Source organism: Actinocorallia aurea (assembly GCF_054783995.1).
Genome location: NZ_BAAGPQ010000031.1, coordinates 24,765 through 50,036 on the forward strand (window position 1 = coordinate 24,765; position 25,272 = coordinate 50,036).

At 70.8% G+C, this 25,272-nt stretch carries 24 protein-coding genes and 1 pseudogene; 9 read left to right on the forward strand and 16 right to left on the reverse strand.

Features of this window, described 5'->3' with window-relative positions:
- Positions 1-177 precede the first annotated feature (177 nt).
- Positions 178-492: a hypothetical protein gene (locus ACYVOM_RS34385; protein WP_460307763.1), complete on the forward strand. Its 315-nt coding sequence runs from the start codon at positions 178-180 to the stop codon at positions 490-492.
- Between the two features lie 55 nt (positions 493-547).
- On the opposite strand, the gene ACYVOM_RS34390 is transcribed toward ACYVOM_RS34385, so the two are convergent.
- Together ACYVOM_RS34390 and ACYVOM_RS34395 are read right to left on the reverse strand one after the other, a co-directional pair.
- Entirely contained in the window at positions 548-1,564 is a 1,017-nt protein-coding gene (locus ACYVOM_RS34390) for a hypothetical protein (RefSeq protein WP_460307764.1), read from the reverse strand.
- A gap of 19 nt (positions 1,565-1,583) precedes the next feature.
- Positions 1,584-1,994, reverse strand: coding sequence for a hypothetical protein (locus tag ACYVOM_RS34395; RefSeq protein WP_460307765.1), 411 nt, complete (start codon positions 1,992-1,994; stop codon positions 1,584-1,586).
- A gap of 161 nt (positions 1,995-2,155) precedes the next feature.
- On the opposite strand from ACYVOM_RS34395, the gene ACYVOM_RS34400 reads away from it, so the two are divergent.
- From ACYVOM_RS34400 to ACYVOM_RS34410, 3 genes are all read left to right on the forward strand, one after another.
- Positions 2,156-5,350 carry a CHAT domain-containing tetratricopeptide repeat protein gene (locus ACYVOM_RS34400; RefSeq protein WP_460307766.1) on the forward strand — a complete coding sequence of 1,065 codons (3,195 nt, stop codon included), beginning with the start codon at positions 2,156-2,158 and terminating at the stop codon, positions 5,348-5,350.
- A 707-nt stretch (positions 5,351-6,057) separates the two neighbouring features.
- Positions 6,058-6,378 (forward strand): hypothetical protein, encoded by a 321-nt coding sequence (locus ACYVOM_RS34405; RefSeq protein ID WP_460307767.1) that lies wholly within the window; start codon positions 6,058-6,060, stop codon positions 6,376-6,378.
- A gap of 225 nt (positions 6,379-6,603) precedes the next feature.
- A complete protein-coding gene (locus ACYVOM_RS34410) occupies positions 6,604-7,590 on the forward strand; it encodes an STAS domain-containing protein (RefSeq protein ID WP_460307768.1) in 987 nt (328 codons plus the stop codon).
- Between the two features lie 270 nt (positions 7,591-7,860).
- Here ACYVOM_RS34410 and ACYVOM_RS34415 read toward each other — a convergent pair.
- The 5 genes and pseudogenes from ACYVOM_RS34415 to ACYVOM_RS34435 all read right to left on the reverse strand — a co-directional run.
- Positions 7,861-8,028 (reverse strand): annotated as a pseudogene (locus tag ACYVOM_RS34415) (RNA polymerase subunit sigma-24); the annotation flags it as partial.
- Positions 8,003-8,500: an FAD-dependent oxidoreductase gene (locus ACYVOM_RS34420; protein WP_460307769.1), complete on the reverse strand. Its 498-nt coding sequence runs from the start codon at positions 8,498-8,500 to the stop codon at positions 8,003-8,005. The gene ACYVOM_RS34420 and the pseudogene ACYVOM_RS34415, both read right to left, overlap by 26 nt.
- A gap of 29 nt (positions 8,501-8,529) precedes the next feature.
- Positions 8,530-8,655, reverse strand: coding sequence for a hypothetical protein (locus ACYVOM_RS34425; protein WP_460307770.1), 126 nt, complete (start codon positions 8,653-8,655; stop codon positions 8,530-8,532).
- A gap of 193 nt (positions 8,656-8,848) precedes the next feature.
- Positions 8,849-9,547: an alpha/beta fold hydrolase gene (locus tag ACYVOM_RS34430; protein WP_460307771.1), complete on the reverse strand. Its 699-nt coding sequence runs from the start codon at positions 9,545-9,547 to the stop codon at positions 8,849-8,851.
- A 10-nt stretch (positions 9,548-9,557) separates the two neighbouring features.
- Positions 9,558-10,502 carry an alpha/beta hydrolase gene (locus ACYVOM_RS34435; RefSeq protein WP_460307772.1) on the reverse strand — a complete coding sequence of 315 codons (945 nt, stop codon included), beginning with the start codon at positions 10,500-10,502 and terminating at the stop codon, positions 9,558-9,560.
- Between the two features lie 175 nt (positions 10,503-10,677).
- Here ACYVOM_RS34435 and ACYVOM_RS34440 point away from each other — a divergent pair, with 175 nt between their 5' ends.
- The 3 genes from ACYVOM_RS34440 (at position 10,678) to ACYVOM_RS34450 (ending at position 15,091) form a co-directional block, all read left to right on the forward strand.
- Positions 10,678-11,658, forward strand: coding sequence for a helix-turn-helix domain-containing protein (locus tag ACYVOM_RS34440; RefSeq protein ID WP_460307773.1), 981 nt, complete (start codon positions 10,678-10,680; stop codon positions 11,656-11,658).
- Entirely contained in the window at positions 11,655-12,344 is a 690-nt protein-coding gene (locus tag ACYVOM_RS34445; protein WP_460307774.1) for an alpha/beta fold hydrolase, read from the forward strand. Before ACYVOM_RS34440 ends, ACYVOM_RS34445 begins: the two co-directional genes overlap by 4 nt.
- Before the next feature lie 74 nt (positions 12,345-12,418).
- The gene (locus ACYVOM_RS34450; RefSeq protein ID WP_460307775.1) at positions 12,419-15,091 is read left to right on the forward strand and encodes an ATP-binding protein; all 2,673 of its coding nucleotides are present in this window, start codon (positions 12,419-12,421) and stop codon (positions 15,089-15,091) included.
- 4 nt (positions 15,092-15,095) lie between these two features.
- Here ACYVOM_RS34450 and ACYVOM_RS34455 read toward each other — a convergent pair whose 3' ends face one another.
- The 7 genes from ACYVOM_RS34455 to ACYVOM_RS34485 all read right to left on the reverse strand — a co-directional run bounded on the left by ACYVOM_RS34455 (position 15,096) and on the right by ACYVOM_RS34485 (position 21,257).
- Complete coding sequence (locus ACYVOM_RS34455) at positions 15,096-16,415, reverse strand: ABC transporter substrate-binding protein (RefSeq protein WP_460307776.1); 1,320 nt, start codon at positions 16,413-16,415, stop codon at positions 15,096-15,098.
- A 35-nt stretch (positions 16,416-16,450) separates the two neighbouring features.
- Positions 16,451-17,278, reverse strand: a complete 828-nt coding sequence (locus ACYVOM_RS34460; protein ID WP_460307777.1) for a carbohydrate ABC transporter permease — start codon at positions 17,276-17,278, stop codon at positions 16,451-16,453.
- Between the two features lie 53 nt (positions 17,279-17,331).
- Positions 17,332-18,279, reverse strand: coding sequence for a carbohydrate ABC transporter permease (locus ACYVOM_RS34465; protein WP_460307778.1), 948 nt, complete (start codon positions 18,277-18,279; stop codon positions 17,332-17,334).
- Between the two features lie 460 nt (positions 18,280-18,739).
- Complete coding sequence (locus ACYVOM_RS34470; protein WP_460307779.1) at positions 18,740-19,303, reverse strand: DUF6036 family nucleotidyltransferase; 564 nt, start codon at positions 19,301-19,303, stop codon at positions 18,740-18,742.
- 9 nt (positions 19,304-19,312) lie between these two features.
- Complete coding sequence (locus ACYVOM_RS34475) at positions 19,313-19,735, reverse strand: hypothetical protein (protein ID WP_460307780.1); 423 nt, start codon at positions 19,733-19,735, stop codon at positions 19,313-19,315.
- Positions 19,736-19,971: 236 nt separating this feature from the next.
- Positions 19,972-20,343 carry a Uma2 family endonuclease gene (locus tag ACYVOM_RS34480; RefSeq protein WP_460307781.1) on the reverse strand — a complete coding sequence of 124 codons (372 nt, stop codon included), beginning with the start codon at positions 20,341-20,343 and terminating at the stop codon, positions 19,972-19,974.
- A 326-nt stretch (positions 20,344-20,669) separates the two neighbouring features.
- Positions 20,670-21,257 (reverse strand): Uma2 family endonuclease, encoded by a 588-nt coding sequence (locus tag ACYVOM_RS34485; RefSeq protein ID WP_460307782.1) that lies wholly within the window; start codon positions 21,255-21,257, stop codon positions 20,670-20,672.
- Positions 21,258-21,517: 260 nt separating this feature from the next.
- On the opposite strand from ACYVOM_RS34485, the gene ACYVOM_RS34490 reads away from it, so the two are divergent.
- Both ACYVOM_RS34490 and ACYVOM_RS34495 read left to right on the forward strand, forming a co-directional pair.
- A complete protein-coding gene (locus ACYVOM_RS34490) occupies positions 21,518-22,579 on the forward strand; it encodes a hypothetical protein (protein ID WP_460307783.1) in 1,062 nt (353 codons plus the stop codon).
- Entirely contained in the window at positions 22,576-22,926 is a 351-nt protein-coding gene (locus ACYVOM_RS34495) for a hypothetical protein (RefSeq protein WP_460307784.1), read from the forward strand. Before ACYVOM_RS34490 ends, ACYVOM_RS34495 begins: the two co-directional genes overlap by 4 nt.
- Positions 22,927-23,597: 671 nt before the next feature.
- On the opposite strand, the gene ACYVOM_RS34500 is transcribed toward ACYVOM_RS34495, so the two are convergent.
- Both ACYVOM_RS34500 and ACYVOM_RS34505 read right to left on the reverse strand, forming a co-directional pair.
- Entirely contained in the window at positions 23,598-24,509 is a 912-nt protein-coding gene (locus ACYVOM_RS34500) for a hypothetical protein (RefSeq protein WP_460307822.1), read from the reverse strand.
- On the reverse strand, positions 24,422-25,219 hold the full coding sequence (locus tag ACYVOM_RS34505) for an ATP-binding protein (protein WP_460307785.1): 798 nt from the start codon (positions 25,217-25,219) through the stop codon (positions 24,422-24,424). Before ACYVOM_RS34505 ends, ACYVOM_RS34500 begins: the two co-directional genes overlap by 88 nt.
- Between the last annotated feature and the right edge of the window lie 53 nt (positions 25,220-25,272).

Here is a 25,272-nt window from a genome sequence, read left to right on the forward strand (position 1 = left end):
CGCGCCCGCTTGGACGGCCGCCGGCCCCGGTCCGCCTTCACGATCCCTCGACTGGAGTTCTTCCGGGATCTGCGGTGGCTCGTCTCCGGTGTGCCGGTGCGGCGACGGGACGTACCCGATCGCTTACTTGGCTGTAATCTTTCCGCTGCGACGCAGGACGTGACGAGGGGAGACCGGATGCCGATCACGCCGACCGTTGAGGAGCGCACGGGGTACGGCCGGGGCGCGCGAGGTGCGGCCCGGCTGGCGCGGCACCTTGTGCGGCCGCTCGTCGCCCGGCTGCCGTGGACGCCGCTCGCGCTGCGCCTCGCGGGGCTGATCGAGTTCGGCGGGGCGCTGCTGCGCCCGCCGCGCGGCACCGCGGTGGTGAAGGTGCGCGGGCTAGGGTGCGCCGCCGAGTGGGTCCGCTGTCCCGGCGTCACCGGATCAAGGGACGGGACGATCCTGTACTTCCACGGCGGTGAGCTTCCCCCAGCGCGACGGACAGCTTGATGTTCCCCCCAACGGGGGGAACATCAAACCGTATCTCTCTCAACCTCAAGCCTGATCAGAGTGTCCGGGGGGGCGGGGGTTGGGTGTGGAGGTGGTGGGTGATCGTGTCGCCGAGGGCGGGTGTCGGTCTGCCGACAGGGGGGAGTGTGAGTTGGGTGATGAGTTGGGGAGGGGCGGCGGTTTCGCGTGGGGCATCCGGGTGAGGGATTCCGAGCTGAGCTGAGAGAGTGGTGAGGTGGAGGCGGGTGGTGGCTTCGAGAAGTTGAGCGTGGGTGTCGGTGGCGGCGCGGGTACGTTGCCAGCCGGTGGCGGCGATGCCGAGCGCTATCGGTAGCGCGGGCCACCACCAGAGGGTGAGGGGGAGGTAGAGGAGGGCCCAGGTAGTGAGGGTGGTGGCTTGGGTGAGGGCACGGCGGCTGGTGGTGAGGTCGTTGCGTGCGGTTTGGGGGAGAACGGCCCATAGGTAGGGCCAGACGATGGTGAGGTTGATGTGGAGGTCGCGGTCGAGGCGGATGGCGGCGGCGTGGATGCGGTCGCCGCTCCAGGTGGGTCGGTCGGGCCGCTCAAGGCCGATCTGGATTCGTTCCCGGTAGGCGCTGTGTCGTGTGGCTCGTTGTGCGGTCAGGTCAGTGCTCGTGGCTCCGGAACGCCGGGCATGACGGGCTTCTGTGGAGAGCTGGTGATAGAGGGTGTGGGCGTTGTCCCATTTGTCTTGACGCCGCCGAGTGAGCCTGCGGGCGATGCTGCGGAGAGGTGGCGGCCAGGTGTGCCAGTCGAGGGCGAGGGCGAGTCGTTCGACGAGGCCGTTAAGGGCTTGTGCGGCCAGCCCGATCGCCGCGGCGCCGAGCAGGATCGCGGAGAGGAGGACGACTTGCCCGCCGGTGGTGGTCGCCGCGGGCTTCTTCGCCCAGGCGCTGATGGCGGTGGTCAGCCGGCCGAGGTCCAGGGCGTGTGCCCAGCCGAGTTTGTGTGCGGCGGTGGCTACGGCGAGGTAGAGCACGCCGGGCAGGACCAGGAGTGTCAGCCACCGTTCGGCAAGTTTGCCAGCCAGACCTGACCAGAACCCGTTCATGCGCGCGTCCATCCGGCGGTCACAGGTGGCCCCGGTCGAGTGGGCGGCCGGTTATGGCGCAGACCAACGGGAATGCCGTGGCCTGATCCGGCCAGCGTCCCGCACATCTCCCCATCGGGCATGAGTAGATCGGTTCGAAAGGGATGTCTCCGGATATGCCTGGGAGGTGGAGATGGCGGCTCTCGTCATGAACCTGACCCCACACACCGAGGCTGTCGCCGGAGGCCTGGATCGCCTGATGTAGGGCTTCCAGAAGCTCCTCAAGGTGGTTGTGCGGTGGTGAGGGATGGCTGGTCACCGAGTCCAGCACGGCGCGCAACACCGGTGGATCACCGCTGTCTTCGCCGCGGCGAAGGAGTCTCCGCAGATTGTCAAGCTCCTCGCACACGAACGTCAGCGCACGGTCGAGGGGATTTGCAGGGGCATTCACCGTTGCCTCCTTTTGGGGCTGCGGGCGGTCACGATCCCGAAGGCGAGCTTCGCTGAGAGACGGCGCGCACCACCGATGGCTTCGATCTAAATCACGTGTGCAGTTCAATATCTGGATTAGTATCGCATCGGGGACATCATCGTGCTGGGGGGTTGGGATCGATGAGTGAACGTGACGAGCTCCTGGCTGTGCTCGAAGAACGCCTTCAGCAAGTTGAGATCGCGCAAGATTTTGCGCCGCTGCTGGTCCCTGGTGTATTGGAGTCGGCTCGTCGACTAGCCGACCTTCTGGGGCAAACGGACAGCAGTGATGTGCAAGCCAGTCACACCCTGGGCTGGCTGCACTGGTACCGCTATCAGACGTTGCCTGCGCAGGAAGATCTGGAAACTGCTCGCACAATGTTCCGCCTGTGCTTGCTCGCTGGCGTCGAAGACGAGCATATTCCTGAAGCCCTGATTCTAGACGTTGGCGTCGATGTGGCGTTCGAATTCGCGGAACATGCCCGTGCCACGGGCGACGCGACTCTTCTTACGCGGTCGATCGACCTGTGGCAGCGGATTATCAACCGTACTCCTGATGACCACCCCGCACTTTTCCTGCTCCTCAACAATCTCGGGGTCGCGCTGCAAACTCGGTTCGCGTGGACGGGTGTGCAGGAAGATCTTGAATTGGCGATCGACGTGGCCGGGGAGGCAGTCCGGCTCACCCCGGAGAACGACCCCGAACGCTCAAGGCACCTCAACAACCTTGGGAGCTCCCTGCAGCTCAGGTTCGGGCGGACGGGAGCACAGGAGGACCTTGAGCAGGCGATCATCACGCTGCGGGAGGCCGTCCGAGCAACCGCCGAAGATAGCCCTGATCTCGCCGGGCATCTCAACAACCTTGGGCTCACCCTGCGAAGCCGGTTCTGGCTTACGGGCGTACGGGAGGATCTTGAGCAGGCGATCACCACACTGCAGGAGGCTGTCCGACAGACCACCGAGAGCAGTGCCGATCGAGCTCGGCACCTCAATAACCTCGGGCTCGCCTTGCGGAGCCGGTTCGAGCGGACCGGTGCGCAGGAAGATCTTGAACGGGCGGTCGCTGTAGCCTGGGAGGCAGTCCGGGTCACCCCGGAGAACGACCCCGAACGCGCAAGGCACCTCAACAACCTTGGGATCGCCCTGCAGATCCGGTTCGAGCGGGCGGGTGTGCAGGAAGATATCGACCAGGCGATCATCATGCTGGGCGAGGCTGTGCGTCTTGTGTTCGAAAACCATCCGGAACGTTACCTGTACCTCAATAGTCTCGGGATCGCCCTGCACATCCGGTTCGAGCGGACAGGTGCGAGGGAAGATATTGATCAGGCGATCGCTGCCCTGCGAGAAGCCGTCCGAGGCATTCCTGAAGACCACCTCGATCGAGTCGTGTGCCTGGGCAGCCTGGGAAACTCTCTGCGACTCCGGTTCGAGCGCGCAGGTGCGCACGAAGATCTCGAACAAGCAATCATCGCCCTGCGGGAAACCGTGCGCATCACCCCCAGCGACCACCCCGACCGTGCCGGATACCTCAACAACCTCGGGGTCGCTCTCAGAAAGACGGGCGTGGAGAGCGACCTTCTGCAGGCAGCGGAGGCTCTGGCGGAGGCCGCCGGAGTAGTCTCAGCTGCACCATCGGTGCGGATCTGGACGGCGTGGATGGCGGGGATGTGGCTGGCCAGGTTCGATCCTGGGCGTGCGGCTAGGCTGCTGGAGAGCGCAGTGCAGATGTTGCCCGAGGTCGTGCCACGGGAACTGAGGCGTGCCGATCAGCAGTCGATGATCGGAGACCTTGCCGGGATGGCCTCTGACGCTGCCTCACTGGCGTTGGCGGACACCAGCATTCCGGTCGACGAGCGTCCGGCCAATGCATTGAGGTTGTTGGAATCCGGGCGGGCGATTCTCATCGCGCAGATGCTGGAAACCCGTACTGATCTCACCGAACTTCGCGAACGATTTCCCGAACTCGCGGTCCGGCTCACCTATCTGCGAGGCCTGCTCGATCAACCCGCAGCGGCACCGGAGGAGATCACTCCATCGTTCGCGGCGCGTCCTGATGATCTCTTTGTGCGGCACGCCGCCGACCGGCGGCAGGTCGCAGTGGAGCTCGCAGCCATCCTGGGCCAGATCCGCAGTCTGGATGGTTTCTCCTCTTTTGCTCTGCCGCCCACTACGGATGAGCTCCTTGCGCAGGCAACCCACGGACCTGTGGTCACCTTCAACGTCACCCGGCAGCGCAGCGACGCCCTCCTGCTCACCACCGACGGCATCACCGCCATCGAGCTCCCCGACCTCACCTTCGAACAGCTCGCCGACCAGATCAATGCCTTCCACCAAGCCCTGACCGCCACCACAGATCGCAACGCTGACCGTGTGGCAGCGCAAGAACGGGTACGCCAGGTCCTGGGATGGTTGTGGGACACCGCGACCGAACCGGTCCTGCAGGCGCTCGGCCTGACCGGCGCGCCGAAGCCCGGAATGGAGTGGCCACGCATCTGGTGGGCACCGGGCGGCCTTCTCGGCCTGCTCCCACTCCATGCAGCCGGCCACCACACCAGCCCCTCCGACCCGAATCACCAGGCCCAGACCGTCCTCGACCGCGTCGTCTCCTCCTACACGCCCACCATCACCGCCCTCCGACACGCTCGCAGACCGACACCTCTAACCGCGGATCCCGGCCGCGCCCTCATCGTCGCCATGCCCACCACTCCCGGACTTCCCAGGAACGGCGTGTTGACCAACGTCGAAGACGAAGCCGACCTCCTGGCGACCTGCCTGCCCAACCCCGTCGTGCTCACCCAGCCCAGCGCGCCCGGCACCATCCAGGACACTGTCGGCGGTCATGCGCCCGGCGGGCTTCCCACGAGGGACGCTGTGTTCACGCATCTGGCGGAGGCGACCATCGCGCACTTCGCGTGCCACGGCTACAGCGATCCCGCCGATCCTTCCCGCAGCCGGCTCCTTCTCGCCGACTGGCAGGAGACGCCCCTTACCATTGCCAGCCTCGCACCACTCGACCTTGACCACGCGCACCTCGCCTACCTCTCCGCCTGCTCCACCGCCCTCACTCTCAACCAGGACCTTCTCGACGAATCAATTCACCTCACCTCGGCATTCCAGCTCGCCGGATTCACCCACGTCATCGGCACCCTCTGGCCGATCAACGACCGCATCGCACTCGACATTACCGAGACCTTCTACGCCCGTCTCGCCCATCCCGGCGGCACGCTGGATGCTGGCCGATCCGCCCAGGCTCTCCACGACACCACCCGCATCATGCGAGACCGCCTCCCCCTCACCCCCTCCCTCTGGGCCGCCCACCTCCACGCCGGTTCATGACGAGCGCTCCCCGGATCGGACTCTCAAACGGACCCAGGTTTCCCCACTGAGGGCCAGGGACTGTTCCGCGAAGGTGTGACTCAGGGAATCTGAGGAGACACTGTGAGCGAGGATTCCCCCGGGATTGTGGAGGCCCGGTCTGTCCGTTTCGCGGCAGTACAAGCAGAGTGAGCCGCCCCGAAGGTTCCGGACAGCTGCCCCACTCCGATGGGGCGCGAGACGCGGTCTGCGGGGAGCGCCTGATGACGTAGCGGCGCGTCTTGGCGGAGACTTTGCGGGCGCTCTCGTCGGGCGGAGGGCGCCCGCTACTCCCTCAAATGCGACTGCTCCAAGTGCAAGGCCTACGCCGCCGACTACCAACGTGCCTGGCGAAGGAAACGCGCCGCCGACAACCGACAGCAGGGCCGCGGGAAAGTCGATACCTGGCGGCGGTACGGCACCGAGTTCCTCAGCACCCAGGTCTGGAACCGGTTCTGGGACAACGCCAGCACCGCGGTCGGCCTTCCTGAAGGATTCACCCCCTACAACGCCCGCCACACCGGCATCAGCTGGGCCATCGCCAAAGGCGTCGACCTCCAGAAAGTCCGCCCTTCACCTGGTACGGGCTGCGGCGGGCCCTGGACGATCTCGGGTGGCGGCGCATCGACCGCTCCACCGCCGAGCAGCTGTTCGCCCCCGAATGGCGGGACGCCGGGTTCGCCCTCGACGTGACGCTCTCCCAGCGACGCGCCCGCATCGCCGAGTGCCTCGGCATGCTCCGCGGCCACGGCGCCGCCCACGCCCGCCGCCGCCCGCTGGGCGGCCTGCCGCTGACCGTCCTGACCGCAGGACCAGAAGGCAACACCGGGCGCAAACGGACCTGGCCGACCTGGCTCGCCCTCCAGGAGGACCTCGCCGCCCAGGCCGACGGCTCTGTGCACACCACCGTCGACGACGGCGAGCACCATCTGCATCTCCACCGGCCGCAGGCCGTGGAAGCCGCCCTCCTCGACCTTCTCGCCCGCGTCGCCGCACGCACCCAGCCCTGACCCGAGCGGAGGAACCCCCTCTCACGCGCCTGTACGCGGCTGTCCACCCGCCCTCGACGAGCTCGCCTCAGCCGCCGCCAACCGCGCGGCGCCCACCCCGACCTGAGCTGGACCGACCCCGGCCACCGGCGCCTGACGCTCGCGTTCTACGGAGACGCCGATACCCAGACCGCCGACGCCCTCGCGGACCTGCTCGCCGAAGCCATCCGAACCGGCCCGGCGCCGATGCTGCGCCTGGCCGACTCCGGCACCCTCCCCGAGGTGGCCGAGAACGCCGAAGTGTTGTGGGTCGGCCTCGACGGAGACCTCGCCGTCCTCGCGGAACTGGCCGGCCGGTGCGCTGAGACCGGCCGGACGGTGGGTCTCACCGTGCCGCCCCGCGGCTCCACACCGCACCTGACCGTCGTCCGCGACCTGCGGGTTCCGGCCGCCGGGTTGTCCGCTTTCGAGGACCTGCCCGGCCTGGTCGTCCACCGGTTCGACGCGCCCCTGTTCTTCGCCGACGCCGACACGCTCCGCGCGGACCTTCGGCGGCTGGTCGAGGAGGCCGACCCGCCGGTCCGGCTCGTGGTCGTCAACGCCGAGGTCGTCTACGACATGGACACCACCGGCGTTGAGACCCTCCACCGCGTCCTGGACGAGCTAAAGAGGCACGGCACCCGCCTCGCCCTCGCCCGCGTCCGCAACTCCGTTTGCGACCTCCTGCAAGCGACCGGCCGGGAGGAACGCGTCGGTCCGCACCGCATCTACCCGCGCGCCGCCGACGCGGTCACCGGCCTTCCGATCGCAAGGCCGGTGACCGCCTGCGGCCAGGAGGCGAGCCGGGTGAGCCGCGCGGGCGAGTTGACGCGGCTAGGCGAAGGCGATCCTGCCACCGCGCAGTTCGAGGACCACGAGGCCGATGACCCGGCCGTCGAAGACGACGAGGAGGAGGGCCGGGGAGCCGTTGACGACGTCGGCGTGCAGCTCCGCGGACCCGCCGATCAGCCGCCGCTTGGCCGAGGACGGCGCGAGCGCGGCCCGCACCGACGCGGCGAGCCGTTCGGGCCCGGTGAGGACGGGCAGCCTCGTGCCGCGCCCCCGGCGCCGTCGGAGATCGCGGCGGCGTCCTCGGTGAGCAGCGCGACCAGCCGGTCGGTCCGCCCGGAGCCCGCCGCGGCAAGGAACGAAGGAACGCCGCGACGACTCGGCGGGCCTCGGCCCGGCCGGTGACGTCGTCGCGCCGGGCTCCGGCGAGCCGCAGCCTCGACCGGCGCAGGCAGTTCCCTGCGAGGCGCGCCATGAGCGTCGAGCACCGCGAGCGACACCGACTCGCGCCGCTCGACGGTCTCGGCCGGATCGAGCATCGGGTCGCCCGCCAGGAGCGGCTCGGGCATCCACCCGCCCACGGCCCGCGCACGCCGTACCCGGGCCGAGCGGACCCAGGCACAGGTTCGTGACGGTCTTCGTGAGCCAGGCCTCGGGCAAGGCGATCCGCTTCCGGTCGGCTGCCTGCCAGCGCCGGAACGCCTCCTGCACGCAGTCCTCCGCATCGGCCGAGGAGGCGAGCAGCCGGTAGGTCGCGTGTGCCGGTCGACGAGGATCCCCCCGTCCTCGGAGACCGCGAGGCCGCTCTCGGCGGCGATCAATGGAACGGCGAACCCGCCGCACCAGACCGTCGCGTCGCTCGCGAACTCCGCTTCGTCGGAGCCGAAGGCCCGGTCGGACGCGACGCGGGCGATGGAGGTGCCTTCGTGCACGGTGACGCCGAGCCGGTCGAAGCCCGGCGGAGGTGGAGGCGGGCCCCGGGGGGCATCCAGGCGCCCGGCTCGCCGCGGACGGCAGGCGCCACCCGCAGCCCCGGCCTGTTCTCGGCGATCTCGGTGGCCGTCTCGATGCCCGTCAGGCCCTCGCCGACGACGAGGACGCGCCCGCCCGCGCCGAGGCCGTCCAGCCTTGCACGCAGCCGCACCGCCGCCGCGCGCGAGGCGACGTGGAAGGCGCGCTCGGCCACACCCGGAACACCGCGGCCGTCCACGGTGCTGCCCAGCGCGTACAGGAGGGTGTCATAAGGGAGAGCCTCGTCGTCCAGCGTGACGGCCTTGCCTTCCAGGTCGATCCGTTGGACCCGCGCGACGCGCACCCGCACGCCCGTGCCCGCGAAGATCTCGCTCAGCGGCCGCTTCCTGAGGCTCCCCCGGCCGCGAGGTGGTGCAGCCGCAGCCGTTCGACGAAGTCGGCCGCGGCGTTGACGACCGTGACCTCCACCTCGGCGGGATCGAGCCGCCGCGGTGCCACGGCACCTGCCTCGCTTTGCGCGGGTCCGCACTCCCGTCCGAGCCTCTGCAAGGCGATCGGCCTGCAAGACCGCATCGGCCGGGACCGCCTCTGCCTGCGCGTCGGCGCCCTCCCGCGGGAGGCGGCCGGAGCCATGGCACCTGCCGGCGCGCCCGCGGAGGACGGGCACGCCGGTGCACGGCGGGCGCTCGCGTCAGCCGAGGGCGTCGACGGCTTCGAGGATGGCGCGGGCGACCTCGGCGGGCTGGGAGGCCGGAAGGGCGTGGGACGCGCCGGTGATCTCGGTGGCGGACACGGCGGCGGCCCGGTGGGCCATGAAGCGGTGCGCCTCCACCGGGATGTTGAGGTCGGCCCCGGGGTAGACGAACCGGGACGGCCGGGTCTTCCACGAGGGCGCGGCCGACGTCCCGTTGAGGGCGCGGTCGCCCAGCGGGCGCTGGGTGATCGCGTCCACGGCGGCGCGCTCGGCGGGCAGGTCGGCGGCGAACTGGGCGTGGTACCGGTCCTGGGCGATGTACAGGTCCGTGCTGCCATCGGGCAGCGCGAAGGCCTCCAGGGTGTCGCCGAGGGTGCTGCCGGGGAACTTCGCCGACAGCTCGGCGATGCTCTCACCCTCCTCGGGGGCGAAGGCGGCGACGAAGACCAGGGCCTTGATCCTGTCATCGTGGATCTGGGAGATGACCTGGCCGCCGTAGGAGTGGCCGACGAGGACGACCGGGCCGGTGAGGCCCGAGACGAGTCCGGCGACGGTCTCGGCGTCGCTCGCGAGGTCGCGCAGCGGGTTGGGGGCGGCGATCACTCGCAGGCCGTGCTCGCGCAGGATCGCGATGACGCCGCTCCAGCTCGCGGACTCGGCGAACGCGCCGTGGACGAGGACGATCGTGGGGCTCAAGTGGGCGCTCCTAGCGGGTGGAGAGGGCGGCGGACAGGAAGCCGATGGCCTGGGCGATGGCGGCCTCGGCGGCGCGGGTGCCGCGCAGGGCGTCGAGCATGACGAAGTCGTGGATCACGCCCTGGTAGCGGACGGCCGTCACCGGGACGCCCGCCTCGCGCAGCAGGGCGGCGTAGGCCTCGCCCTCGTCGCGCAGCACGTCGGCCTCCGCGGTGATGACGAGCGCCTGCGGAAGGCCGGCGACCTGCTCGGTGGTGGCCCGCAGCGGCGACGCGGTGATCTCGGCGCGTTCGGCCTCGTCGGCGGTGTACTGGTTCCAGAACCACCGCATGCCGTCGCGGCGCAGGAAGTAGCCCTCGGCGAACGCGCTGTAGGAGCCGGTGTCGAACGACGCGTCCGTGACGGGGTAGAAGAGCACCTGCGCGGCCAGCGGAAGGTCGCCGCTCTCCTTGGCCATGAGGGTGAGGGCGATCGCCATGTTGCCGCCGACGGAGTCCCCGGCGACCGCCATGCGCGAGGCGTCCAGGCCGTGGGCGGCGCCGTTCTCGACGACCCAGCGGGCGGCCAGGTAGTTCTGCCCGATCGCGACCGGGTACGGCGCCTCGGGCGACAGGCTGTAGTTCACGAACACGACGGCGGCGCCGGTGCCGAGGGCGATCTCCCGGGCGAGGCGGCCGTGGGTGTGGTCGTTGCCGAACACCCAGCCGGCCCCGTGGATGTACAGGACCACGGGCAGCGGTCCCTGCGCGTCCTCGGGGCGGAAGACGCTGACGGTCAGGCCTTCGGCGACCTCGAGGACCTCCTTCGACGTCCCCGCGACGGGCGTCTCGGGGGACTGGGCCTCGTCGACGGCCTTGCGCCCCTCCACCGGGCCGAGGTCGAAGAGGTAGGGCGGCGCATCGGTGGCCTCGGCGAACGCTCGTGCGGCGGGTTCGAGAACGGGTTTGTGCGTCATCGCGGTTTCCTTTCCAGGCGGATCTGCCGGTCGGAGCCGACGCTAGGCGCGGCGGAGGCGGGGCGGTGTTCTCTGCCTGCCGGGTCTCTTGCCTCAGCCCGAACGAGGGGCCGGACCCGCGATCTGGCGTGTTCACCCGATGCGGGCGGGCGCGGCGACCGGCCACAGTTCCGGTATGAGACATGTGGACACCGCAGGGGTGCCGGACACCGAGAAGCTGGCCTTCTGGAGTTCGGCGGTGGGCCGGGCGCTGGCTCCGATGGCCGTGACACCGCACCGGGACCGCCCGTTCGCGGGCACGATCACCGCCGGGCAGTACGGCTACCTGAAGGTCGCGACGATGACCGCGGACCCTTCTCGCGCCCGTCGCACGGCCCGGCTGATCGACCGCAGCCCGCACGACGAGGTCGTCGTCGGCGTGCAGCGCGAGGGCACGGCGGAACTCGCGCAGAACGGTCGCAGCGCCGCCCTGGCGCCGGGCGACCTCGTCCTCTTCCACACCGCGCGGCCCTACCTGTACGACCACGCAGAACGGGCGGGGCTGAGCGTCTTCCGGCTGCCCCGGCCGCTGCTGCGGGTCCGCGAGGCCGACGTCGCGCAGGTCACGGCCACGGCGATCGGGCCCGGCGAGCCCGTCGCCGACCTCGTCGCGCCGTTTCTGACCGCGTTGGCCGGAGAGGCGCGCGCCACCCCGGCGAAGGTCGGCGAGCGGATGGCCGGGCACGTGGCGGACCTGGTGACCACGCTGATCGAGGCGCGGGTGGCGCCCGCCGACGACACGGCCGCGCTCACCCGGCGGATCCGCGACTACGTCAACCTGCATCTGGCCGACCGAGGGCTGACACCGGAGCGCGTCGCCGCCGCCCACCACATCTCGGTGCGCCACCTGTACAAGCTGTTCGAGTCCGAAGGGCTGACGATCGGCCGCTGGATCCAGCAGCGCCGACTGGAGGAGTGCGGCCGCGAGCTCGCCCGGCGGGGCCGCAGCGCGCCGGGCATCGCGGCCGTCGCCCACCGCTGGGGCTTCGTCAACGCGGCCCACTTCAGCCGGACGTTCCGCGGTGCCTACGGCATGTCGCCCAGCGCCTGGCGGGACGCGCACGACAACACGGACCGGCACGTTCACGCGATGCCGCAGGACCGGCCGCAGTGGTGACCGGCGGGCCGGAGCTGCCGACGGTCGTCCTCGTCCACGGCGCGTTCGCCGACGCCTCCGTCTGGGCGGGCGTGGTCGGCCGGCTGCAGCAGGCGGGCCTGCCGACCCTCGCGGCCGCCAATCCGCTGCGCGGGCTCGCGGGCGACACGGCCTACCTGCTGTCGGTGCTGGACGACATCCCGGGCCCGGTCGTGCTCGTGGGGCACTGCTACGGCGGGGCCGTCGCCACCAACGCCGGGAGCCTGGCCCCGAACGTCGTCGGCCTCGGCTACGTGGCGGCGGTCACGCCCGATGAGGGCGAGCACATCGCGGGACTCCTGCGCAGATTCCGCCCCTCCCCGGGAATGGAGGCGATCACCTACGCAGCGGGGGAACTGGTGATCGCCGAGGAGAGGTTCGCGCGGGTCGCGGCGGCAGACCTGCCGCCCGATCAGGCGGCCGTCCTGGCCGTGTCCCAGCGCACGCTGGCGCCCCAGGCCGTCACCGAGCGCTCGGGGCGGCCCGCCTGGACGTCGGTGCGCCCCTGGTACGTCATCGCCGAGGCCGACGGGCTCCTCCAGCCGTCCGCGCAGCGCTTCATGGCCCAGCGGATGGCCGCCGCCGAGTACCGCGTCGACGGCTCGCACCTGCTACCGCGATCGCGGCCCGACGCGATCGCCGAGATCATCGTGCACGAGATCGGGTGAACACCCTGAAAACGACCATGGAACGTTCCAGCAAATTCCGGTCCACCGGTAACCTTTCCGCCCGGGAGGTGGTCGTGGGAACGGGGTGGAGCCGACCGGGGCTGCGGGGCCGGGAGGCCGAACTGGCCAGGCTGGCCGGGCTGCTGGAGTCGGCGCGCGCCGGGTCCGGGGCCGTGGCGCTGCTGCTGGGCGAGGCCGGCATCGGCAAGACGGTGCTGCTGGAGGAGACCGCGGCCGCGGCCAGGGCCCAGGGGTTCTCCGTCAGCCTTTCCCGGGCCGAGGAACTGCACGAGATGGCTCCTTTGTCCACGCTCGTGTCCGGCCTGCTGCACGGCGCGGACCCGCTCCTGTCCGCCGCCGACCTCGGCCCCCTGACCAGCCACCACGACCAGCGGATCTGGCTCGTCGAGAGGCTCGCCGCGGCGATCGAGGAGCGGGCCGCCGCGAGCCCCGTGCTGATCGCCCTCGACGACGTCCAGTGGGCCGATCCGCTGAGCCGGTTCGCGCTCGGCCATCTGCCGGAACGGCTGCGCGCCTCACCCGTCCTGTGGCTGCTGGCCGGCCGCCAGCACCCGCGGATCGGGTCCGGGTCGATCCCGGTGCCTCTGCGCCCGCTGGCGTCCGCGGCCATCGGACAGCTGGCCGGCGATGTCCTGGGCGAGGTGCCGGAATCCGTCCTCGACCTCCTCGACGGAGCGGGCGGCAACCCGTTCCTCGCCGCCGAGATGCTCGCCGGGCTTCGAGGCAGGGAGGGCGCCGACGGGCCGCCCGAGCGCCTGGTCCTCGGCGTCCGGGGCCGGCTGTCCTCATTGGCCCCGGGCACCCTCGACTTCCTGCGCAAGGGAGCGGTCCTCGGCCGGAGCTTCCGGCTGAGCGACGCCGCCGCCCTGGCCGGACGGCCCGCCGTGGACCTGCTCGCCGAACTGGAAGAGGCGACCCGCGGCGGGCTCCTCGACGACGACGGCGAGCGGCTGACCTTCCGGCACGACCTCCTGCGCCAGGCCGTCTACGCCGACATCTCCCCGTCGGTCCGCAGGGCGCTGCACCGGGCCGCGGCCGGGCGGCTCGTGGCCGCGGGCAGCCCGGCCGCCGAGGCCGCACCGCACCTCCTCAAGGGGGCCGAGCCGGGTGACGACGAGGCGGTGGACCTCCTCGTCGCCGCGGCGGAGGAGGCGCTGCCCCTGATGCCCGACTTCGCCGGCGACCTCCTGGCGCGCGCGCACGACCTCGTCCCGGCGTCCCAGCCCCGGGCATTCGCGCTCGGCGAGCGCATGATCACGGTGCGGACCAGGGCCGGCCGGTTCGCCGAGGCCGTCGCCACGGCCGACGCGCTGCTGGCCCGGCAGCCCACCCTGCCGGACTTCGCGCGGATCCAGGCCGCCGTCGGCACCGCCCTGTGGAACCTGGACGAGATCGGGGACCTGGCGCGCCGGGCCGACGCGGCGCTGGCGGTGGCCGACGATCCCGGCACCGCGGCGGAGCTGGCGGCGCTGCGCGCTCTCGCGCTGTCGCGCGGGCGCGATCTCGACGCCGCACGGGAGGCGGGGGCGCAGGCACTGGCGAGGGCGGACGCCGTGGGCGGCCGTGAGGCGCGTACCTCCGCCCTGTGGGCGATGGGGGAGATCGAGCTCAACGCCGGGGACTGCGCCGCCGCGCTGCACCACCACCAGGTGCTCTGCACCATCGACCCCGAGTACCGCCCCGAGGAGATCGTCGCCCTGCTGCACCACGACGAGTTCGCGGCGGCGGCCCGCCTGCTCGCGGCGGCCGCCGGCGGATCGCGCCGCCCGGTGATGCAGCTGTGGGCGCAGGGCAACCACCACCTTGGCCTCGGCCGGCTCGACGACGCCGACGCCGACCTGCTCACCCTGGACCGGCTGGAGGAGAAGGAGGGCACCTCGATCCACCGGGTGAACTCCCGCATCCTGCGCGGCTGGACGGCCCTGGCCCGCGGCCACCGCGCGGAGGCGGCCGACCACCTGGAGGCCGCCACCGCGTCCGTGCGGGCCCGGCCCAACCGGGGCAACGAGGCCGGCACACGCTTCCTGCGGGCGCTGCTCGCCGCCCCGGACGAGGCCGCGGACCAGGTGCGGCGCATCCAGCGCGAGGCGCCGTTCGTCCGCTGGCGGCTGCTGCGGCCGTGGTTCGCCGACGCCGTGCGGATCGCGGTGGCGGCGGGCGACCGGAGGCTCGCGGAGGAACTCGCCGACCAGGCCGCCGACCACGCCGCCCGCAACCCCGGAGTGCCGACGCCGGCCGGAACTGCGGCGCACGCCGCCGCGCTGGCGCACGGCGACACCGGACGGCTGCGGCTGGCGGTCGAACTGCTGGAGGGCGGTCCCCGGCCGCTTCCCCTCGCCGCCGCATCGGCCGACCTCGGCCGGGCGCTCGCGGAGGAGGGCGAAGGCACGGCTTCGGCTGCGGCGCTGGCCAGGGCACACGACCTCTACACCGCCGCCGGGGCCTGGGGCCTGGCGGCCGCGGCCGGCGGCGAGCCCGCGGAGCAAGGCGCCCCGGCGCGTCCGGCACAGACGGAACGGCCCCTCCAAGGATGGGGGGCGCTCACCGCCTCCGAGCGCAAGGTCGCGCACCTCATCGCCGAGGGCCACACCAACCGGTCGGCGGCCGAGACGCTGGTCGTCTCGCCGCACACCGTGAACACGCACCTGGTCGCGGTCTTCCGCAAGCTCGGCGTGAACTCCCGGGTCCAGCTGACGCGCCTGGCGCTCGCCGAGGAGGCCGGCTGAGCCGTCAGGGGCGCGGCCAGGACCGTTCGATCTCGGCCGCGACGGCACCGCTGTCCGCGCCGGTGATCCAGTCCGTCATGCCCTCCCAGAAGCTCCCGGTTCCGACGGAGGCCGGCATCAGGTCCGATCCGTCGAAGCGCAGGACGGTGGCTGGATCCTGGAGCAGCTCGACGGACAGCCGGTCGATCGGGTTCGCCGCCGCGGCGGGGTCGACGCCCCTGCGGGCCGTGGCGAAGCCGCCCTGGCGGAGCCTGGATTCGGCGAACTCGCCCGTCGCGAGGTACTCCTGGAAGGCGCGCACCTCGGGCCGGTCGGCGAAGGCCGCGGCGAACACTCCCCCGCCGAGCAGCGGCCTCGTGCCGGTGTCCGCGCCGGGCAGCGGGAAGGCGAACACGTCGCCGTCCGGGCCCACCCGGGTGCCCTCCGGCCACAGGCCCGCGTAGAAGGACGCCTGGCGGTGCATCGCGCAGTCGCCCGTGAGCACCGGCAGGCCCGCGTCCTGGTACGGCGTGGTGGCGATCGAGCGGGATCCCCCGGCGACGTGGGCGTCGTTCTTGAGGATGGCGCCGGCCTCGTCGAACGCCGCGACCACCCGGGGATCGTCGAAGGGGATGCGGTGGGCGGTCCAGTCGTCGTAGCCGTCCGGGCCGAGCGTCCGCAGCAGGACGTCCTCGATCCAGTCGGTGCCGGGCCAGCCCGTCGAGCCGGCCGACTCGAAGCCCGCGCACCAGGGCTTGGGGCCCGAGGCAGCGAGCCGTTCGGTGAGCGCCGTCAGCTCCGGCCACGTCCGCGGGATCTCCAGCCCGTGCTCCGCGAAGAACCGCGGCGAGTACCAGACGAGCGATTTCACGGTCGCCACCAGCGGAGTCGCGTACAGGGTGCCGTCGACGGCGCCGTACCTGCTCCAGTCGTCCGGCCAGCCTTCCGCGACGAGGGCCGCCGCCTCCGCGGGCACGGGCTTGAGCCGCCCCGCCCGCGCGAACCGCTCCAGCAGCCCGGGCTGCGGGAAGAGGGCCAGATCGGGAGGGTCGCCGCCGTCGGCGCGCACCTGGATCTGCGCCTCGAAGTCCACGTCGCCCTGGAGCCGCACGTCGATCCCGGTACAGGCGGCGAAATCCGCCCATGACCTCTCGAAGCCCTCGGCCTCCCTGTCTCGGAAGGGGGAGTGGACGCTGACGCTCGCACCGTCATGGCCGCCGTAGCGGGCGTACGGCGAGCAGTCGGCGGGGCGGGCGGTGTCCCCGCCGCGCCCGCCGACGGTGAGCAGGGCCACGACGAGCACGAGGAGCCCGGTGCCGAGGACAAGGCGGAACGGCGATCTCAAGGAGCCCCCAGGACGGACGGAGAACTGCAAACGCACTACCCCTTCACCCCGCCGGCGAGGAGGCCCCGCACGAAGTGGCGCTGGAGGAGGAGGAAGACGGTGACGGGGACGGCGGCCGACACGAACGCGCCCGCGGCCAGCAGGTGCCAGGACTCGCCGTAGGTGCCCGACAGCCGGGCCAGGCCCAGCGTGACCGGGGCGGTCTCCGCGGCGCCGCCGCCGAGGACCAGGGCGACGGAGAGGTCGTTCCACACCCACAGGAACTGCAGGATCGCGAACGAGGCGAGGGCAGGGGCCGTCAGCGGGAGCACCACCCGCAGCAGGACCGCGGCGTGCCCGGCGCCGTCGGCGCGCGCCGCGTCGAGGAGCTCACGGGGCAGCGCGGCCACGAACGTGTGCAGAAGGTAGATCCCGAAGGGCAGGGCGAAGGCGGTGTGCGCCAGCCACAGCCTGCCGAACGCGAAGGGGGGATCGAACGCGGGCAGGAACCCCCAGCCGTCAGAGAACAGGCGAAGCAGCGGCACGAACGCCATCTGCAGCGGCACGACCTGGAGCGCGAAGACGCCGACGAAGAGCAGGTCGCGGCCGGGAAAGTCGATCCAGGCCAGGGCGTAGGCCGCGCACAGGGCCAGCACCAGAGGGAACAGCACCGAGGGGACGGTGATGGCGAACGAGTGCAGCACCTGGTCGGCCATCCGGCCGGAGCCGGACAGGACCTCTGCGTAGTTGTCCAGGGTCAGCCGCGGGTCGGCGGGCACCGTCCACCAGCCCGTCGCGCGGGCGTCCTCAGCGGGCCGCAGGGAGGTGACCAGCAGGCCGAGGGACGGCACCGTCCACAGCACCGCGATCACCACCACCGCCACCGACCTCCTCGACAGCGCGTGCCGTGCCGACCGCGCGGCCCCGGCCGGGCCGCTCACCGGACCCCCGCCTTCCGCGCCCTGGCCAGGTAGAGCGCGGCCGGGGCCGCCATGGCGAACAGGAAGACCGCGAGCGCGGAGCCGCGGCCGGACTCGCCGTAGCGGAAGGCCTGGTCGTACATCTCGGTCGCCACGACGCCCGTGCCGAAGCGGCCTCCGGTCATCGTCCGCACGAGATCGAACAGTTTGAGCGTGCCGATCGCCTGGCTGACGACCACGAGGACCACGGCGGGGCGGATCCACGGCAGCGTCACCCGCCGCAGCACCTGGCGGGCCGAGGCGCCCTCCAGCCGCGCCGCCTCGACGAGTTCGGCCGGCACCCCCTTGATCGCGGCCGAGAGCACGACCGTCGCGAACCCGGTCTGCGCCCAGACCAGCACCGCCGCCAGCAGGATCGTGTTCCAGGGCGCGTCCAGCAGCCACGGGCGCGGCGCTCCGCCCAGCGCCGTCACGATCCCGTTGAGCAGCCCTGTCTGGGGGAAATCCTCGGGGCGGTAGGCGTATACGAGCTTCCAGATGACGCCCGCCGCCACGAACGACAGCGCCATGGGCAGGAACATGAGCGTCTTCGCGGCGGCCTCGAAGCGCGATCCGTCGGCGGCGACCGCGTAGAGCAGCCCGATGACGGTGACGACGGCGGGGACCGCGACCACCCAGACCAGGGTGCGTGGCAGGGTCCCTGCACCGGGCCCGGTGAGCAGCCAGACGTAGTTGGCCGGGCCGGCCCAGGTCCGGCCGCCGGAGTCCTGGAAGGACAGGAGCACAGTCCGGGCCGCGGGAAGCACGGTCCCGACGGCCAGCAGGACCAGCGCGGGGGCGAGCAGAGCCAGGGCCGTTCCGCGGCGGCGCAGCGGCGCCCGGTCGAGCACCAGCAGGAGCAGGCCGACCACGCCGAGGAAGCCGATCACCGCGACGGCCGTCTGGAGCGCGACGGCGGTGGCCACTACGTCCTCCAGCAGGTTTCGAACGACCGATTCTCGGTGTTATCTCAGCCCGAAAACCCTACATCCGGACAAAAGTCCCTGCGTACGGCCCCGGGAGTCGCCGGAGGCTTGGGAGGTAGGGCTGTGCAGCCGCTCCGCGAAGGGCAAGAGGCTTGGCGGTTCGCGACGAGAACATCGTTCTGGTCGATGGAAACAGTAATTCCACTCTCTTTCGGGTGGCCGCGGTGATCCAGGTCACCCGCGAGTTCCGTGGGAGGAGCGAGGATGGCGAGAGGACGGATCCCGAGGACCTCGGCCCGCAGGCGGGTGAGGACGCGCCTTGCCGTAGCGGTCGCCGGGCTGATGCTGCTCGGCACCGCGGGGCAGGGGGGACCTGAGCCTCCCCCGCGGCACGGGGGAACATCAGCGAGTCCGTGAAACCGGGGGAACATCACGAACGCGCGGAGGTCTTGAGGATGTCTCAGGGACTCGGTTCAGCGGAGGTGGTACTGCCGTCGGTCCGCAGATGGGCGATCTGTCCCCGTACCATCGCGATCATCTCCGGTGGCACTTCTGCCGGCATGTGGGCCAGGCGCTCGGAGAGGGTGTTCGGGTCGAGAATGCCCGCGGCGATCAGGGACAGGACGTAGATCGCGTCCTTCTCACGGCCTGCAATCGCCTTCGCTGCCGCGAGGTCATGTGGTTCAGGAGCGTAGGCGACGACTTCATCCGGCAGTCCTTCGAAGCGAATGAGCCGCTGCCTCCAGCCCGCAGGAAGCTTCGCCGTATTCAACCCGACGCCTTGAGCGTAGACATCGTGTTCCTCGTGGTAGCGCGAGTACTCACCGAGCGCACCGTCAACGATGTCCGACTTTTCTTCGTCACCGTCCAGGAACGCCACGTCCACCTCTACGGACGCCATCGCCTCAGCGGGAAGCCGCTCTTCCGGCACCGCTGCGAGGATCGCCTGGCTTCCGACCACCAGGATCTCGCCGCCGAGCCTGCCGATCAGAATCAGCAGGTCATCCAGCTCTTCGCGCTTCATGCCCCAACACTAGCCGCGGTCAGTCTCCGCCGACCGTTTGTTCACACGAGCCCAATACCTGCCGAACTCCGCAAGGAGGCGTTCACGATCTTCCTGGGGCAGCACCCCCGCGAAAGGCGTGTTCTGCCGCAGTTCCACTGCTTCCGGGTCTCGCGACAGAAGCACTTCGATCACCGCGTCGACCCCGGAATCGAGAACGATCCCCCACCGCACGAACCAGGGGTTATGCCCCCACCCCGCTCTTCCCCGCATCCGCTCCAAATTGCGATGGGCCAGGCCGAGCACTCGATCAGCGTCCGACTCCAGCTCCGCGACCACCGCACGGTTCAGCCACAAAGACCGCTCCGCCTCACGGGAAAGCCGACGCTCGGACACCGACACGAAGCGTTCGACCGCCTCGCGGTCCGCATCATCCACCGACCCCTCCGACATGGCGAGAAGTCTACCCGTGAGCTCTGCCGCGCCACGGGATGAGCTTCCCCATACAACGGACAGTCGTCTGAGCGTCAGCTTCGGCCGCGCTGCACCCACGCAGGGCGCCCGCAGCGAACGACTTCACCGAATCTCAAAGGAGACGAGTGCCGACCAGGTCCGCCGGTAATACCGCGAGCGCCACACCGTCACGCGTCGCCTTGCCTCTCCCGAGGCCGGGCGAGGCAGAAGACCCTTCAGATCCAGCCTGATCTCGAAAGGCGCAGGACGCTCAATGGCGTCTCGGAAGATCCCGGCACCACGTAGGCCCTGGTCGGCGCGTCCAGCTCATAGACGTGTACGACCGGCGTCGTTCCCTCATCCTCGATGCGCCAGTAGTGCGGGACACCCGCCTCTGCGTACTTCCGAAGCTTGACGGTGCGGTCCCGGTACGCGGACTCCGGCGAGACGACTTCCACGACCAGCATCACGTCCTGCGGCGCGAACCAGGTGCGGTCCGGATCATAGGGCGCGGACGTCACCAGGAGATCCGGCTCCGGGCGGTTGCGGGCATCCAGCCGGATCGTCATCCCCCGCTCCACCTCGACGCCCTCACCCGCCTGCCCCATCAGAGCCATGGTCAAGGCCGTGACGAGGCGGCCATGCCAGGCCCGCCGCGGCAGGCAACCGTGAGGCGGCGGCATGGCCATCGACTGAGCCAGCGGGACAAAGGCATCTTCTCCGCCCGCCTTCAGATCCCGACCCGAGCCCGCTCAGCTCTACCCGAAATCGCGAAACCCGATCCGAGCCCGGCGGAATCAGGGCAACATCACATGACCGAGGTGAATACAGCGGCCGCCGAGACGCCCCGAGCGCCTGAAAAGTACGGTTCCACCCAAGATACCCGCAGGCCTGAAAGCCCAGCAGCAAGCCCCATAACCTCGGGCGTCCCTGTTCACTGCTCCCTGTTCGCCGTGGGCAAGAGGCCCCTCAGGTCCAGCCTGATCTCGAAGGGGACCGGACGCTCGACGGCGTCCCGGAAGATTCCGGCGGCCACATAGGACTTCGTCGGGACATCCAGCTCATAGACATGCACGACCGGCGCAGTTCCCTCGTCCTCGATGCACCAGTAATGCGGGATACCCGCCTCGGCATACTTGCGGAGCTTCACGGTCCGGTCGCGGTGCGCCGATTCGGGCGAAACGACTTCCACGACGAGCATCACCTCGTCCGGCGCAAACCAGGTGCGGTCGGGATCGTAGGGCGCAGACGTCACCAGGAGATCCGGCTCCGGGCGGTTGCGCGCATCGAGGCGAATAGTCATCTCGCGCTCCACCTCGACGCCTTCACCCGCCTGCTCCATCAAGGCCATCGTCAGGGCCGTGACAAGACGTCCATGCCAGGCCCGCTGCGGCGACATCATGAAGACGAGGGCTCCATCGATCAGCTCGGTGTGACGCGGCGCCTCTACGAGGCGGTCGAGATCTTCGGCGAACCATCCCTCCTCCCGCGGAGGAGTCATCCAGTCCGGCAGAGCGCTCATGAGACCACCGTAGCGACCCGACCACCACCCAGGCCACCAGGCCAGACGATCTCTCGGCGCCGACCTTGCCCGCCACCACTTCAAGCCCGCTCGGATCTACTCGAACTCGTGAAACCGGGCCAGAGGCCACAGCAAAACCACCCAAGAACCAACAGAAGCGCGCGACCTTCTACAACCTCCTCACCAAGGTCCTACCCGAGGAAGAGGTCGCCGCAACCGTCCCCACCGCTACCCGCAGGGTGCTCTCCGCGATGTGCCAGATGGCCCTCAACGAGGAGTACCGGACCGACAACCCGATCCGCTCCATCCAACTCCGCCAGTCCCCGAGCAAGCCCATCCTCGTCGCCGACCACGAGCAATGGCGCCGTTTCGAAGAAGCCCTCACCTATCCCCCGGCCCGGCTCTTCGCCCGCCTCAACGTCACCACCTGGGCCCGCCGCTGCGAAATGATCGGCTTCCGCCCCTGCGACTTCGATTTCCCCAAACAAACCCTCACCATCTCCCGCTCCACCGTCTACATCACCGCCAGATTCCACCCCACCGGCGAACCCGGCCGGCTCCACAAACCCCACCCCAAGAACAGCGACTGGCGCCGCTTCGCCATCTCCAAGCAGATGTGCACCGCCCTCCAAGACCACATCGACGAATACGACCTCGCCCCCACCGACCTCCTCTTCCCCCACTGGATGTTCACCTACCACCGGATCACCGACCCCACGCCCCAGGAAGAAGGAGAAACGCTCGCACCGCTCCTCTCCGCATCAGAAATCACCTACGCCCACGGCACCAAGACCGCCTACTACGGCCTCAAATGCCGCCGCCACCAGTGCCGGCAGTACGCGGCCGAATACCAACGCGAATGGCTCCGCAGACGAGCCGATCAACGCCAAGCCGCAGGCAACCCCATCAGAACCAAACGATGGACCCGCGACAACACCGAATGCCTAGGGCACGAAGTCTGGGACCGCTTCTGGCACCAAGCCCGCCAAGCAGCAGGACTCCCCCAAGGCTTCACCCCCTACAACGCCCGCCACACCGGCATCAGCTGGGCCATCGACAAAGGCATCGACCTCCAAAAGTTCGCCAACGAGCCGGCCACGGCAGCCTCTCCATCACCAGCCGCTACGCCGCCATCCTCAACGAACACGACACCACCCTCGCCGACACCCTCGAAGAAATCTTCACCGACTACGGCCTCTGACCCGCCACCGCGCCTGAGCGCCGTCTCCGCGGGCTCCCCAAAGCCGGAAATCCTTCCCCCTTCCCGGCAACCCAAGATCACCTGCCACCTGAGCACCGCAAGGGGTGAAGATCAGTCGTGAAATCCCGGGAGGCGGCTCGTCGCGGAACTCCAGCGGCACGGGGCAGGGGTTCTCGGCTCGCTCCGGCTGGTGGCCTACATGCCGTACGTCAACACCCTGCGGGCGCGGGTGCTCGCCGTCTGCCGCCGGAGGCCCCCGCGGTCGACGTCCAGATCTTCGACCTGCGCCCCGAGGAGGCGCTGGCCGGGCTCGAGCACGGCACCATCGACGTCGCCCTGATGACGACGAGCGACCACGAACTGAGCGCGAAACTCAACCGCGCCGCGGTCAACATGCAGCCGCTGGGCGAGGTCGAAATCGTCGCGGTCTTGCCCCCGCGCCGCACCTGGCCGAAGACGATGACCTAGTCCGACCTCGCGGTCCACCCGATCTTCGCCCCGCCCGTCTCCTCCCGCTTCCCCGGCCTCCGCAACCTCGTGTTCGCCGAACTCGCCCACCACGCGGGCATCCGCCCCGACATCCAGACGTCAACCGGCACCAGGCCGTCCTCGCCCTGGTCTCCTCTGGCCTCGGCGCCTCCATCAGCGTCCAGGCCTCCACCGCCACCGGCCCCGGCTGCCCCATCTCCATCCGCCCCCTCGCCAACGCCTCCGCACCATGGAACTCGTCTGGCCCAAGAACCGCCCCCTCCCCCAATCCGTAATCCGCTTCATCACCCTGGCCCAAGCAGAACTCTTCTCCGGCGCGAAACCTGGCTGACCGAGGCGACACCACGCTGCCCGTCGCACTGAGGGAACCCCAAATCATGCGTGCTCGTCGCGGTGCACCCCATGCCTGGTCTCTTCTCTATCGTCAGGGACGGTCATTCCGTCCCTCGATGAGGCGGTGCACAACGAGTACGGGTCTGGCCTGGACGGTGGGGGCTGTGGCGATAACGGTGTGATCGGCACAAGGTGGTTGATCGATTTACCGTCTGAGCTGCGGTGATCCGCGACGCCCACCGCCCGTCCAACCGTTCTTCAATCAGCCCCGTGGCGATGTGAGAGCCACCACGAGGTGGGAGCGATCACGAACGCCGTCAACCGGCAGCTGCGCATCCGCGAGTAGACCGGGCCGATCTGCTGCCGGACGGGTCCGACGACGCCATGGGCGGGGATGGGGTGCCGTCCGTCGAGCCGCCGAGGTGATGCAGACCGGCGCGCCCGCCATCCTGCCCGAAGCCGCCGAGGGTGAAGGTGGAGGCGGAGCCGAGGTAGCGGGGGACGTCCAGGCCGCCCGCGAAGGTCACGTAGGTGCGGAGGCCGGTCGGCGGGGTGCCGATGTCGAGGACGGAGCCCGCCGGGACGGTGAACGGGACGCCGTGCGGGGCGGGGGCGTCGTCGACGGTGACCGGGGCCGGGGCGCCGGTCACGCAGACGTCGGTGGCGTGGGTGAACCGGAGGGACGGGCCCTGCAGGGTGCATTCGAGGCCGGGGGCGCCCTCCGGGTTGCCCAGGGCCAGGTTGCCGCGGCGCAGGGAGCGGTCGTCCATCGGGCCGGACGGCGGGACGCCGACCTGCCAGTAACCGGTCCGCCCCGGCCAGTCCTGCACGGTGGTGAGCACCCCGGCGCGCAGCACCTCGACGCGGGGCTCGGGGTCGGTGATGGACGCGAGCGTCGCGGTGCTGTGCTCGCCCGCGCCGACCCTGGCGTCCCGGACGATGGCCCGCAGCAGCCCCAGGTTGGTCTCGATCCCGCCGACCCGGCTGCCGCCGAGCGCCGCGCCCAGGCGCTCCAGGGCGGCCTCCCGGTCGTCGGCATGCGTGATGACCTTGGCGAGCAGCGGGTCGTAGTTCGAGGTGACGACGGTGCCGGTCTCGATCCAGCCGTCGACGCGGACGTCGGCGGGGAAGACGACCTCGGTCAGCAGTCCCGCGGACGGCCGGTGGTCCTTCGCCGGGTTCTCCGCGTACACGCGGGCCTCGACGGCATGGCCGCGCGGCTCCGGCACCCCCGCGTCGAACAGCGAGGTGTCCCCTGCGCCGGCCGCAGCATCCACTCGACGAGGTCGACCCCGTACACGGCCTCGGTGACGGGATGCTCGACCTGCAGCCGCGTGTTGACCTCCAGGAAGTACGCCTCCTCCCGCACCGGGTCGTAGACGTACTCGGCTGTGCCCGCCGACCGGTACCCGACCGACGCGCACAGCCGGACCGCCGAAGAGCGCAGCAGCTCCCGCACCGCGTCGGGCAGCCCGAACGCTGGCGCCTCCTCGAACACCTTCTGGTTGCGGCGCTGGAGCGAGCAGTCGCGGTCGCCGAAGGCGACCACCCGGCCCGCGCCGTCGCCGAACACCTGCACTTCGACGTGGCGCGCGCCCTCCACCAGGCGTTCCACGAACACTCCGGCGGTGGCGAAGTTGGCGGCGGCCGTCCGCTGGACGCCGTCCCACGCCTCCGCGAGCTCGTCGGCGGACCGGCAGGCCCGCATCCCGATGCCGCCGGCGAGCAGGCCGGTGCCGGGCAGCAGCGGCACGCACGCCGCCTGCGCCGCCTCCCGCGCGGTGTGCTTCGCACCGAACAGGTCGAGATGGGCGGGTGACGGACCGGCGAAGGAGATCCCGGCGTCCTCGACGGCGCGGGCGAACGCGGCGTCCTCGGAGAGGAACCCGTAGCCGGGGTGCAGGATCGTCGTGCCGGTGGCGCAGGCCGCGGCCAGCACCCGGTCGGCCGACAGGTAGCTCTCGCCGGCGGGCGCGGGCCCGAGCCGGACGG